We start from the raw sequence: 12,080 nt of genomic DNA, 5'->3' as shown, positions 1-12,080 counted from the left end.
ATTTTACATTGAGAGATTGGATGTAAGACCAGTTGACGTTTACGTCAAGGTAAGATGCAGGTATTGTTACACCATCATTTTTGTGAACTAAGGTATGTCCATGCAAACTGTCCCATTATTGATCAACGGCAAATTCGTTGAGTCGCAAACTGAACAATTCATTACCGTCACTAATCCCGCTAACAATAAAGGGATTGCACAAGCGCCGGTTGCTACTGACAGTGAAGTAGAAGCAGCAATCGCTGCCGCGGAAAAGGCCTTTGTTACGTGGCGTAAAGTTCCTACTCCTGAACGTGCGCGTGTCATGATGCGCTACCAACATTTATTGAAGGAGCATCATGACGAATTGGCAACAATATTAGCGAGTGAAACTGGAAAAACTTTTGATGACGCAAAAGGAGATGTCTGGCGCGGTATTGAGGTGGTTGAACAGGCTATGAATATTCCCGCCTTAATGATGGGGGAGACGGTTGAGAATGTTGCGCGCAATATTGATACTTACAGTTACATTCAGCCTTTGGGGGTTTGTGTTGGGATAACACCTTTTAACTTCCCAGCGATGATCCCACTGTGGATGTTCCCGATGGCAATTGCCTGTGGTAACACTTTTGTTCTAAAACCCTCTGAGCAAGATCCATTGACTCCGATGCGCTTAGCTGAGTTATTTATTGAGGCAGGAGCCCCTGAGGGTGTATTGAATATCGTGCACGGGGGTAAAGAGCAGGTAGATATATTATTGAATCATCCAACCGTAAAAGCGGTATCGTTTGTTGGCTCAGTTCCTGTCGGTCAATATATCTATCGGACTGCGACTGCCAACATGAAACGTGCGCAGTGTTTTGCTGGCGCGAAAAACCACACGGTTATTATGCCGGATGCTAACAAAGAGCACGTTCTTAATAACATGGTAGGCGCATCTGTCGGTGCTGCTGGTCAGCGTTGTATGGCCATTTCTGTTGCAGTTTTTGTTGGTGAAAGTCAGCAGTGGGTTGAAGAACTGGCGCAACGTATCGCCAACGTTCGCCCTGGTCTTTGGGATGATATAGAGGCTGGATTCGGTCCTTTGATCAGCCCGCAAGCTAAAGCCCGCGTACTCGAATTAATCGCTTCGGGTAAAGAGCAGGGCGCAACCTGTTTAGTTGATGGCTCAGAGGTTACGGTAGCGGGCTATGAAGACGGTAACTGGGTAGGACCAACGGTATTTACTAATGTTACTACTGATATGCGCATTTATCAGGAAGAAATTTTTGGACCGGTGTTGTGCTGCATGTGTGTGGATACGCTGGAAGAAGCGTTAGCGTTAGTTAATGCAAATCCGTACGGTAACGGCACGTCGATTTTTACCAATAGTGGTGCTGCAGCGCGTAAGTACCAGAGTGAAGTCGAGGTTGGGCAAGTGGGGATCAATATTCCGATCCCAGTACCATTACCTTTCTTCTCATTTACCGGTTGGAAGAACTCCTTTTATGGAGACTTGCATGCGTACGGAAAGCAGGCTATCCGTTTTTATTCTGAGACCAAAACGATTACATCGCGGTGGGTTGAGAATGATATTCCGTCGGGCCCGAACATGACAATTTCATTGCGATAAGCGGAGTTTGAGGTATGAATTTCGAATTAACTGATGATCAAATTGCGTTTGCTGAAACCGCTAAACAATTTGCAGACCAAGCACTAGCCCCTTTTGCTGCAGAATGGGATCGCGAACACATATTTCCGGTAGCAACTTTTCGTCAAGCCGGCGAGTTAGGATTTTGTGGTTTATATACTCCTGAAGACGCAGGTGGCTTGGGATTATCGCGCTTAGATTCGTCGATTATTTTTGAACAGTTGTCGATGGGCTGTACTACCACCACTGCAATGTTAACCATTCACAATATGGCCACTTGGATGATCGCAACATGGGGCACAGAGGCGATTAAAGATGAATGGTGTGAAACACTGGTGAGCGGCGAAAAATTGGCCTCTTATTGTTTAACTGAACCCGGCTCTGGTTCGGACGCAGCTTCATTAAAAACTCATGCGCGTCGCGACGGTGACGATTATGTTTTAAACGGCTCCAAAGTATTTATTTCAGGTGCCGGTTCGACGGATGTGTTGGTAGTTATGGCCCGTACTGGTGGTGATGGCGCAAACGGCGTTTCTGCGTTTGTTGTTCCCGCCAACGCTGAAGGTGTCGGTTACGGTAAAGCTGAGGAAAAAATGGGCTGGAACGCTCAGCCGACGCGCATGGTTACTTTTGATAATGTACGCCTTCCTTCACATGCCTTGCTGGATCAAGAAGGCAATGGATTTAAGTTGGCGATGCAAGGTCTAGATGGCGGTCGGATCAATATTGCGACCTGCTCGATTGGCACGGCGCAACAAGCACTGAACACGGCACGAGAATACATGCTCGAACGTCAACAATTTGGTAAGCCTTTGGCGGCTTTTCAGGCGTTGCAGTTTAAGCTGGCCGATATGAACACTGAATTAGTCGCAGCGCGGCAATTAGTGCGCTTGGCTGCAAGCAAAGTAGATAATAAGCATCCTGATCGCTCGACTTATTGCGCAATGGCGAAGCGCTTCGCAACGGATGTAGGCTTTAAAGTTTGTAATGAAGCTCTGCAGATCCACGGTGGCTACGGTTATATCAAAGAATACCCTTTGGAACGTCACGTCCGTGATGTGCGCGTACATCAGATCTTAGAAGGCACCAATGAAATAATGCGCGTTATTATTGCCCGTCGTCTATTATCTGATGCAGCTGAAATACTATAGGGATCGGTATGTCTGAACAAAGTGTGATTTGTAAAACCATAGCTGCGCAACATGGCGCGCTAATTGGCTACATTCAACTGAATAAACCGCAGGCATTGAATGCTATTGATTTGTCTATGGTGCGTCGGATCGATGCGCAGTTGGTAGAGTGGGACTCAAATCCTGATGTGGTCTGTGTGGTATTGGACTCACAAGGAGATAAAGCATTCTGTGCCGGTGGTGATATCGTTTCTATGTACAATGCCATGCAGCAGGAGCCAGATAAAACGCCTGCATTCTTGGAAGACTTTTTTAATTTTGAGTATCAATTAGATTATCGCATTCATACCTATGAAAAGCCCATTATTGTATGGGGGCAGGGGATCGTAATGGGCGGCGGGCTTGGCCTTTTTAATGGCGCAAGTCATCGCGTAGTTACTGCATCATCACGCATTGCCATGCCAGAAATCACTATTGGTTTGTATCCAGATGTGGGTGGCACTTGGTTCTTAAACCGCATGCCCGGCAAAGTCGGTTTATTCTTAGGGCTTACCGGAGCCAGTATCAATGCCACTGACGCATTATATTCAGGCTTGGCTAATTTCTATGTGGGTGAGTACAGTTGTGAAGATTGCCTGGATGCACTCATCAGACAACCTTGGCCGGAACAGCGTGAAAGCAAAAATGCCTTACGCGAAATGCACAGTATTTCCAGTGATGTACTGCTGACGTTGCACAATATCTCGTACGACAGTAAACCCGAGGGTTTACTCGCTGGAATGCAAGCAACTATCGATAATGTCTGTAGTAAAGAAACGTTAGCGGAAGTTGTTGCAGGCCTGTTGGCATTGGATTCAAGTGATAACAAATGGTTGGCAAAAGCCCAGAAAGGGTTAGCCAATGGCTCGCCGATTACGGCGCACATTGTGTTCCAACAGTTACAGCGTGGTGCCGATATGTCCCTTGCAGACTGCTTCCGTATGGAACTCGATTTATCTTGTCGATGCGGCAGTTACGGAGAATTCGCTGAAGGGGTTAGGGCTTTGTTAATTGATAAAGATATGCAACCGCAGTGGCGTTTTGCATCAGTTTCTGATGTTCCAGTAGAAACCATCGAATGGTTTTTTAGCTCACCTTGGGATGGTAGTAATCATCCTCTTGCGATGTTAGGTAAAGTATAATGACACAAGTAGCGTTTATCGGTTTGGGCAACATGGGTGGCCCAATGGCAGAAAACTTAGTCAAGGCGGGTTTTTCGGTAACTGTTTTTGATCTGGTAGACAGTGCCATGGCTCAGCTACAGTCGGTAGGGGCAAGTGTTGCAGATTCAGCCAATGCAGCAGTTAAAGGCGCGGATATTGTTATCTCAATGCTACCTGCAGGTAATCATGTACGCGCTTTGTACAGTCAAGACTGCGGTGTAGTTGATGAGCTTAAAGCCAACGCGCTTGTGATTGACTGTAGTACGATCGATGCAGATTCAGCCAAGGCCGTTGCACAAACATTGCGTACCCATGGGATCCGTTTCATCGACGCACCGGTATCAGGGGGTGTTGGCGGAGCGAAAGCCGGTACTTTAACCTTCATCGTGGGTGGCGACGCAAGTGATTTAGATCAAGCGCGCGACGTTCTTGATGCCATGGGTAAAAATATTTTTCATGCTGGTGCACATGGGGCCGGACAAATTGCCAAGATTTGTAACAACATGCTGTTGTCGGTATTAATGGCAGGTACTTCAGAAGCCTTACAAATGGGTATCGATAATGGTTTAGATCCCAAAGTTTTGTCAGAAATTATGCTACAAAGTTCAGGCCGTAACTGGACGTTAGAGCTGTATAACCCCTGTCCTGATGTGATGCCTAATGTACCATCATCCAATGGCTATCAAGGCGGTTTTATGGTCGATTTAATGAAGAAAGACCTAATGCTTGCTATGCAATGTGCTGCGCAGTCAAATTCGAACGTACCAATGGGCTCACAGGCACAGAATTTATATAAGCTGCACAGTGGCTTAGGTAATGGTAAGCTGGATTTTTCCAGTATCTTTAAGTTGTTTTCTGCGCAGTAGCTGAGGGCTGCTGTGCCCAGCACTAGGAAGCCTAGGTATGGCAGCTAGCATGACACGTGCGTTACTACTCGACCGTGATGGCGTAATTAACGTTAACCACGGGTACGTATATCGTCCCGAGGATCTGGATTTTATTGAGGGTATCTTTCCCCTTATCCTTCGCTTTCAAGCCGCAGGATTTAAGCCTGTAATCATTACCAATCAATCGGGCATTGCACGCGGTATCTACAGCGAAGATGAGTTTTTCCATTTTATGGACTTAATTCAAGTTGAGTTACGCAAGCGAGGAATTGCTACAGTACCCGTTTACTTTTGCCCTCACCACCCCGATTACGGTCAACAAATATTGTGTGAATGTCGCAAGCCGCAGCCGGGGTTGTTCCGCCTCGCTGCAGATGAAATGCAGTTAGATTTAAGTGCAAGTGTGATGATTGGTGACAAGTTGACCGATGTTCTTGCTGCTTCGCGTGCTGGAGTTAAGCAGATAGTGTTATTTGATCCCAGTGGTAAGGAAGAAGCCAAACTTGCTTCGCACCAAGCACAAGTGCAAAGCTCCCATGTAAGCATTGCACATCATTTAGACGATATAGCTGTACCTACGTAATACTATGGCGTTGAGAACCGACTCAAGTGTTTGATAGCCTGACTGAATAAATCCGTATTAAGATTAGCGTTACTGCGATTACCGCTGGCAATATCCGTGATGGTGTAATTACCGTTGCTTAAAATTTCAGTGCGCAAATTACCGTGTAATAGAATTATTTTGTCTCCACTGGTGCTGACTAACCATTGGCGCTGCGGAGCTAATAAATTTTGCCCCGTCGAATACAGACCGACGCTGGCGCCACACCCCAACATGTTTAGAGCCGTGGGGATCAAGTCCTCCGTGCTCGCAATAGTGTTCGCAATATCAGCAGTAGAGTACAAAGTACCTGAAGTCTCTGGAGCTTCCGGCTCATAACCGGTAGCAATCAATAAGTGTGACTTGCGAATACTGGGTAGTGACAACCAATGTTCTATATCCGCGCCGGTGGCGAATACTATTACTATTTTTCCACCAACAATGGTGTTCACAAAGCGCAGTCCATCTTGACTGACAACCGCCTTACCTTTGTTTGGAACTAACCCTGGATCGGTATCAATCACGAGAGGCATGTCAAAGGCCTCTGCCATATCAAATAATACGGGAGAGCGGTTTTTCAAACTCTGTGAATAGATCTCAGGCACGCCAAAAAGTGTTGTTTCTACCAAGGATTGCATGTCCTTTGATGTAACAAAGAAACGTTCGTTGCGGCGAAGGTCGAAATCTTCCAGAAAAGGCATTGGGCTATCATCTGTTTGCACAAAAAGGGCAAGCGATTGAGATGTATCAATGCTACAAAACAGTGAGGAAAGCGGGTAATTGACGCTTTTGAGTTCTGGGTTAAACTGCAGCTGCTTCCGCTGTTGGTAGCTTTCTAAATCAAGTAATTCATATCTCGACAATAAGGTTTTTGCCGTGGCCGGATAGGAAAGTGGGAACATATTGTCTTGTTTAATAATCGGTTGATATAAGCGCGCATCAGCCCACACGTGCATTGCGTGACTGCTAACAAAACACAAGACAAAAAAACTCGTTACTGGAATACCAATTTTGTGTCGAGTTAAGCGGTCAATCCGCTTCCAGATGGCATTCGCGATGACGAGTTGAAAGCCAAGCCATACAACAAACAAAAGTGCTAAATAACCCCATTGTTGCCAACTAAATAGACTAAGTTGGGTTTGCGTCTCTGAGCGCACTAGCTCTGCGGAATTAAGCGTAATATGAAAACCGGTACGGTTAAAAATAAGCGCATCCAACGCCAACAATGCGAGACCTACCGCAGCAATAACTGAACTACTGCCTTTGACGAGCCTAGGGTTAGTGACCCAGTAACACTGCGGTAAGATAAAAATCACAAAACCACAAAAGGTCAAAAAACCAATATGCCCAAACCAGTTAGCCAGTAAATACACCGATCCAATCGCAGTGCCGGACTGCGGCGAAGAAAATATAAAAATTGATGAAATAATTAGGGCTAGGACGATATTGGCAAGTGCAAACCAATGCCCCCAATTGACAAGTTTGGTAACACGTTGACGGCGAGGTGATTCGGCTAAGATCATTGTGCTTGCTTCACGCTTTTTAACATTACCGCACTGAATTGCTCCGCCACACTTTGGCGTTGCTCAACATCATACTGCTGGGTAAGCACGGTGGTGATAGTATTGCCTAACACCATTAGAGCTAAATCCCGGTCACACTGGTGTTTATTTAGTACGTCGACGAGATCATGCATGATCGATTCAATTTGTTGATTGGAATAACGTGATTGTATAGGCATGCAATTCTCTATTTTTGAAGTAATGCGTCAAAAGGCATGGATTTTTCTTAAGATCGATTATAATCCCTGCTTTCACGATAACAAAGTTTATCGCAAAGTTTACCCAATTTCGCAATAAGGTATTGAAAAACTAATTAGTCTTCATATCTAAATCTGTCGTTTATCGCGACTGAGGATACCGTTTATCAATGAGTGCAGTCATTCATCAATTTATCGTTCATCAATTACTCGTCAATGCAGAAAAAAAACTAACGCTAATTCCGCGTGACAACTGTATAGCGGTAACTCCGTCTATAGAGACTCTGGCAGCTCAAATCAACCATGCATTTAATGGTAAACCGAGTAAAGGGATAGGTAAGTTTGCAGAGTCTGATCACGTGCAGGCCTTTGAATTCAAGCAAGCATTAAATGACTTGTTAAAGGGCGACGAAAATCAATCAGCTGAACAGGTCTTCCAAGCATTTACCCAGCAAAGTGCAGCGCACCTGATCGCGACAATGGCTGACATGCAAATGGTAGAAACTGGATTTTTAGTGTTTTGTCGCTATGAATTTTTGGCCACTGATTATTTAATGGTATGTTTGCTGAATACCCAGCAACATGTTCACGTTGATGATCAATTGGAACTCACAATCAGTGAGCATTTAGATTTAGCTAAAATGCAACTCGCCGCGCGTATTGACCTAACCCAATACTCAGTACAGCCAGAAAAAGAACGTTATGTTAGTTTTATTAAAGGTCGAATGGGCCGCAAGGTTGCTGACTTCTTTATGGCCTTTTTAGGGTGTGAAGAGTTGATGGATGTTAAACAGCAGAATGCGCAACTGATCAATAGTGTTGATGCCTATTTAGCGCAAGAGCAACTTAATGGCGAAGAGAAGCACCAGCATCGTGAGGCGGTGAAAGACTATTATAAAGAGAAAATTGCGAGTGGAGACGACATTCAACTCAGTGAACTAAGCGCACGTTTGCCGGCAGATACAGAGCAAAATTTTGACTTCACCCAATTCGTGCAGGCTTCAGACTCTGTAATAGAAGATACTTTCCAACCGGATAAAACAGTCATCAAGCAATTAGCCAAATTTAGTGGTCAAGGCGGCGGGATCACGTTGAGTTTTGATCGGCATTTATACGGCGACAAAGTGAAATATGATGCGCAGACCGACACCATGGTGATCCGCGGTATTCCGCCGAATTTAAAAGATCAACTTTTGCGCCATGAGAAATAATCGGCATAACGTCGGACATAATCGCTCACGCTGGTTATAATCAGTCTGAGTAGGGGCTAGTTGACCCAATTATTACACTGAAAAGGTACTATGCAGTTATTTGTTAACGATTTAACCGTGATGGATTTTTCCTATTTATGTCCTAAACGTGGGATGGTAGGAGAAAGTTGGATTGTCGATGTTGTGTTAGCCGGTGAGCTAAACGAAGAAAGCATGATCCAAGACTTCGGCAAAGTAAAAAAAGATCTTAAACGACTGATCGATGAATATGTCGATCACAAACTATTGGTGCCAGTAGAATCAAATTGTACCAAGGTCATCCATCATACCGATGTTGGTATGGTACAAGTGAATTTTAATCGTAAGCGGGACACTGGAGAAGAAGGCAGCATCTATTTGTACTGCCCGGATGAAGCCTATGCATTTGTCTATGCCGAAGAAGTTGATATGGCTTCGGTGAGCCAATACTTAAAAGATATCATTGCGACACATCTCCCCGACAATGTGGATGACATCACGCTGCACTTGCGTACTGAAGCAATCCCAACGCCGTTTTATCATTACACTCATGGTCTCAAGAAACATGACGGTAACTGCCAGCGTATAGCGCATGGGCATCGTTCTAAAGTTATTGTGTATGAGCACGGCAAAGAGAATATTGAGGCAGAACAATACTGGGCTGAACGCTGGTGTGATATTTATATTGGTAGTCAGGATGATGTTGTCTCCCCCGGCGATTTACATCTAACTGAGTTGGATCACGCATTGGACTATGCCCATTGCTTTGCGTATGAGGCATCACAAGGTTATTTCGAATTAGTCATTGCGCAGGCTGAGAGTGAAATCATCGCAACCGATTCAACGGTAGAATGTCTTGCTCAATTTATGCTCGCTGAACAGCGCCGCCTGTGTGGGCATAATGAAGTTAAAGTGATAGCTTTTGAAGGTGTAGGCAAGGGGGCAATCGCCCATGCGTAAGGTGTGTACCTTTTTATTCTGCTGGCTGTTTATTGGTCTCACATATGCAGCGCCATTTACATTAATTGATAAGCCGCAGCCAGGTGCATTAGTTCGTGGGCAAGTGACACACGCTGATGCGATTTTTTATCAGGGTGAAGCGCTCAAGATTAGCCCAGACGGATGGTTCGTATTTGGTATTAGCCGCGATGCTAGCGGAGAAATAGCACTGAGTTGGGAAGCACAGGGCGAACGTTTTGAAAAGCGTTACGCGTTACCAAGTCGAGAGTATAAAATTCAACACATAGATGGGCTACCAGAGAAAATGGTCAGTCCACCGCAAGAGGTATTAGCGCGGATCAAGAATGATAATCAACAAGTTGCCAAAGCACGTGCTGGCAATACTGATTTTGTGTTTTTCTCACAGTCATTTATTTGGCCCGCTGAAGGTCCTATTAGCGGCGTTTACGGCAGTCAACGTGTGTTAAATGGCCAACCTAAACGACCACATTATGGTGTTGATGTCGCAGCGCCTGTTGGTACACCTGTGGTCGCGCCAGCGGATGGTGTTGTTACCTTGTTTGTGCCGGATATGTATTATTCTGGTGGCACTTTAATCATTGATCATGGACATCAGGTGACATCGACCTTTATTCATTTAAATAAGGCGCATGTGAGTGCAGGTGATAAAGTAGAGCAAGGCCAACTAATCGCTGAAATCGGTGACACAGGGCGAGTCACTGGCGCGCATTTGGATTGGCGAATCAATTGGGGCCGTGTAAGAGTCGACCCGCAACTGTTGGTGCCAGAACGCGATTAACCCGTTATTTCGTATGACCCAGCCACTGAGCGAAGCGCACAGGATCCTTCAGTTCAATATATGCCGTATCAGGTGCTGTTTCTTTTAGTTGGCAATTCAGGGCTATTAATCGTCCATCGCGTATTATGGTTAGTGTGACCTTGCGTTTACTCTGCTGAAGAAGCCTATTTAATGTGGTTTTATTCACCACCCACTGGTCCAACGCGATCAGGCGATCGCCCACTTGCAGCCCAGCCTGACACGCGTTGCTGCCTTCCCGTACTTGTTGAATAGTGAGGCCCGTTTCGGCTGGTTTTACGCTAATTCCGAGTCCGTTGTGCATGGCGGATTCTGACTTTTTACCACCAAGATCATCGAAATCCTGAGCATGGGAGAGATGCAGCGTAGCGCCAATTTCTGCTAGTGACTCTGTCAGTGGCAACTCACCCGCTTGATAAACCCACTCATGGAGTTGTTTATCGGGTGATTCTCCGAGCAAAGACTCAACTATTTTATGGATAACATTGTCGGGTGTACCAATGGATTTCTTTCCAAATGAATGCCAAAGATGACGCATCACATCATCTAAACTGATTTGGTCTCGGGATTCCTTGCGCAGGTACACATCAAGGCATAAAGCAATCAATCCCCCTTTAGTGTAATAACTCACGATGTGGTTGATTGAATTTGCGTCCTGTTGATAAAAGCGAGTCCAGGCATCGTAACTTGATTCGGCCGCACTTTGTTTTAAGCGACCGGGATTGCGCAATAGTCGAGTGATATTTTTAGCGATCATCGCTAAATACTGCTCTGCTGTGATGGCGTTAGCCCGAACTAATGCAAGGTCATCATAAAAACTCGTGAAACCCTCATAGATCCACAATTGATTGGTATAAGACTCTTTATCTAGTTGGTAGGTGCTAAAAACGGCTGGTCTAATGCGTTTAACGTGCCAAGTATGTAAAAATTCATGGCTACATAGCGCAAGAAAATCACGGTAACTTTCTGACTTTGCGTCAGATACTTGCTCTTCCCCCGTGAGGGGTAGATCCCAACGCGGAAACATCAATACCGAACTATTGCTGTGCTCTAAGCCACCATAGCCTTGTTCTGTGAGTAGAGTGATAAACCAATACTTTCCGACTGGCGGCGTATCTGCGAACATTTGCATGTGCTGACGTAGGACCGGGGCTAAATCGTTCCCCATGCGAGTTAGATCCAATGGCAAGTCGCCGGTGAACACCAATACGACCTCTAAATCATCGATACGAAACGACGCTTGAATAAACTTACCAAATAAAATGGGGTAGTCGATTAATTGTTGATAGTTGGGTGCGAAGTAAGTACCGTTGCCAATCTCATCAGCCTGTTCGCAAGGCATACCGGTAACAATTCGCCAATCAGTCGAGCGTGGATTGTCCAGTTTAAGATGCACACGACAAGCAAACGCTTCTGCGCCATGTACCATCATGAAAGCGCTTGTGCCGTTAATGAAGCCATATTCATCATTCAGGTAAGCGCTGCGGACAGATAAATCAAAAGCGTAAACGTTATACGTGATAATACAGCCTTTTCCCTGCGTACCAATCCGCCAGGTTTGCTTATCTGTTTTGTGCCACTCCAAGCGGTGACCTTGTGTATCAACGACTTTGAATTCACCAATGTTTTTATTGAAGTCACGGATCATGTAGCTACCAGGGATCCATGCGGGCATGCTCAATGTAAGTGTGGTTTGCGGTTGAGCTGGTATTGCAATACACACGGAAAACAAATGCTGGCTGATTGAAGCGGGTGTAAGGTGGTATTCAATGACGGCAATATCAGACATTTTAGTAGTTACTCTGTGAGGATTAGGGTTGAGTCACAATCGCCATTGCTTTGTGGCAACAGGGCGATTATGATTTTGCTATTAAAGGTTACCAATA

Annotated in this window: 11 protein-coding genes; 8 read left to right on the top strand and 3 right to left on the bottom strand. The window is 45.3% G+C overall.

All coding sequences use genetic code 11. The annotated features are described in order from the left end of the window. The first annotated feature begins 100 nt into the window (after positions 1–100). From AC121Z_RS08965 to AC121Z_RS08945, 5 genes are read left to right on the top strand one after another with little or no spacing between them, the layout of a single operon-like run. Positions 101–1,591, top strand: a complete 1,491-nt coding sequence (locus AC121Z_RS08965) for a CoA-acylating methylmalonate-semialdehyde dehydrogenase (RefSeq protein ID WP_498123693.1) — start codon at positions 101–103, stop codon at positions 1,589–1,591. 14 nt (positions 1,592–1,605) lie between these two features. Then, positions 1,606–2,760: an acyl-CoA dehydrogenase family protein gene (locus AC121Z_RS08960; RefSeq protein WP_498123692.1), complete on the top strand. Its 1,155-nt coding sequence runs from the start codon at positions 1,606–1,608 to the stop codon at positions 2,758–2,760. 8 nt (positions 2,761–2,768) lie between these two features. Further along, a complete protein-coding gene (locus AC121Z_RS08955) occupies positions 2,769–3,920 on the top strand; it encodes an enoyl-CoA hydratase/isomerase family protein (protein WP_498123691.1) in 1,152 nt (383 codons plus the stop codon). Next, on the top strand, positions 3,920–4,807 hold the full coding sequence (mmsB, locus tag AC121Z_RS08950) for a 3-hydroxyisobutyrate dehydrogenase (protein ID WP_498123690.1): 888 nt from the start codon (positions 3,920–3,922) through the stop codon (positions 4,805–4,807). The genes AC121Z_RS08955 and mmsB overlap by 1 nt, the downstream gene beginning before the upstream one ends. Positions 4,808–4,844: 37 nt before the next feature. Next, positions 4,845–5,411: a D-glycero-alpha-D-manno-heptose-1,7-bisphosphate 7-phosphatase gene (locus tag AC121Z_RS08945; RefSeq protein ID WP_498123689.1), complete on the top strand. Its 567-nt coding sequence runs from the start codon at positions 4,845–4,847 to the stop codon at positions 5,409–5,411. A 2-nt stretch (positions 5,412–5,413) separates the two neighbouring features. Here the strand turns inward: AC121Z_RS08945 and AC121Z_RS08940 are convergent, their stop codons facing one another. Both AC121Z_RS08940 and AC121Z_RS08935 read right to left on the bottom strand, forming a co-directional pair. Continuing rightward, positions 5,414–6,952, bottom strand: coding sequence for a DUF3413 domain-containing protein (locus AC121Z_RS08940; RefSeq protein WP_498123687.1), 1,539 nt, complete (start codon positions 6,950–6,952; stop codon positions 5,414–5,416). Continuing rightward, positions 6,949–7,170, bottom strand: coding sequence for a YejL family protein (locus AC121Z_RS08935; RefSeq protein ID WP_498123686.1), 222 nt, complete (start codon positions 7,168–7,170; stop codon positions 6,949–6,951). The genes AC121Z_RS08940 and AC121Z_RS08935 overlap by 4 nt, the downstream gene beginning before the upstream one ends. A gap of 188 nt (positions 7,171–7,358) precedes the next feature. Here AC121Z_RS08935 and yejK point away from each other — a divergent pair, with 188 nt between their 5' ends. The 3 genes from yejK (at position 7,359) to AC121Z_RS08920 (ending at position 10,176) form a co-directional block, all read left to right on the top strand. Beyond that, complete coding sequence (yejK, locus tag AC121Z_RS08930) at positions 7,359–8,399, top strand: nucleoid-associated protein YejK (RefSeq protein ID WP_498123685.1); 1,041 nt, start codon at positions 7,359–7,361, stop codon at positions 8,397–8,399. Positions 8,400–8,489: 90 nt separating this feature from the next. After that, positions 8,490–9,377 (top strand): 6-carboxytetrahydropterin synthase, encoded by an 888-nt coding sequence (locus AC121Z_RS08925; RefSeq protein ID WP_498123684.1) that lies wholly within the window; start codon positions 8,490–8,492, stop codon positions 9,375–9,377. Beyond that, a complete protein-coding gene (locus AC121Z_RS08920; protein WP_498123683.1) occupies positions 9,370–10,176 on the top strand; it encodes a M23 family metallopeptidase in 807 nt (268 codons plus the stop codon). Before AC121Z_RS08925 ends, AC121Z_RS08920 begins: the two co-directional genes overlap by 8 nt. Positions 10,177–10,180: 4 nt before the next feature. Here AC121Z_RS08920 and AC121Z_RS08915 read toward each other — a convergent pair whose 3' ends face one another. Further along, complete coding sequence (locus AC121Z_RS08915) at positions 10,181–11,983, bottom strand: M61 family metallopeptidase (RefSeq protein WP_498123682.1); 1,803 nt, start codon at positions 11,981–11,983, stop codon at positions 10,181–10,183. Positions 11,984–12,080 lie beyond the last annotated feature (97 nt).

The sequence above is a fragment of the Alteromonas sp. DYW1 genome (assembly GCF_059752595.1).
The sequence above is the reverse complement of the archived record's forward strand: the minus strand, read 5'-3'. Positions and strand labels throughout refer to the sequence as shown.

Excerpts from the sequence above, each read along its gene's own strand:
- AC121Z_RS08920 (WP_498123683.1), top strand. The coding sequence starts at position 9,370 with ATGCGTAAGGTGTGTACCTTTTTATTCTGCTGGCTGTTTATTGGTCTC.
- AC121Z_RS08940 (WP_498123687.1), bottom strand. The coding sequence starts at position 6,952 with ATGATCTTAGCCGAATCACCTCGCCGTCAACGTGTTACCAAACTTGTC.
- AC121Z_RS08945 (WP_498123689.1), top strand. The coding sequence starts at position 4,845 with ATGGCAGCTAGCATGACACGTGCGTTACTACTCGACCGTGATGGCGTA.
- AC121Z_RS08965 (WP_498123693.1), top strand. The coding sequence starts at position 101 with ATGCAAACTGTCCCATTATTGATCAACGGCAAATTCGTTGAGTCGCAA.
- yejK (WP_498123685.1), top strand. The coding sequence starts at position 7,359 with ATGAGTGCAGTCATTCATCAATTTATCGTTCATCAATTACTCGTCAAT.
- AC121Z_RS08935 (WP_498123686.1), bottom strand. The coding sequence starts at position 7,170 with ATGCCTATACAATCACGTTATTCCAATCAACAAATTGAATCGATCATG.
- AC121Z_RS08955 (WP_498123691.1), top strand. The coding sequence starts at position 2,769 with ATGTCTGAACAAAGTGTGATTTGTAAAACCATAGCTGCGCAACATGGC.
- mmsB (WP_498123690.1), top strand. The coding sequence starts at position 3,920 with ATGACACAAGTAGCGTTTATCGGTTTGGGCAACATGGGTGGCCCAATG.
- AC121Z_RS08915 (WP_498123682.1), bottom strand. The coding sequence starts at position 11,983 with ATGTCTGATATTGCCGTCATTGAATACCACCTTACACCCGCTTCAATC.
- AC121Z_RS08925 (WP_498123684.1), top strand. The coding sequence starts at position 8,490 with ATGCAGTTATTTGTTAACGATTTAACCGTGATGGATTTTTCCTATTTA.
- AC121Z_RS08960 (WP_498123692.1), top strand. The coding sequence starts at position 1,606 with ATGAATTTCGAATTAACTGATGATCAAATTGCGTTTGCTGAAACCGCT.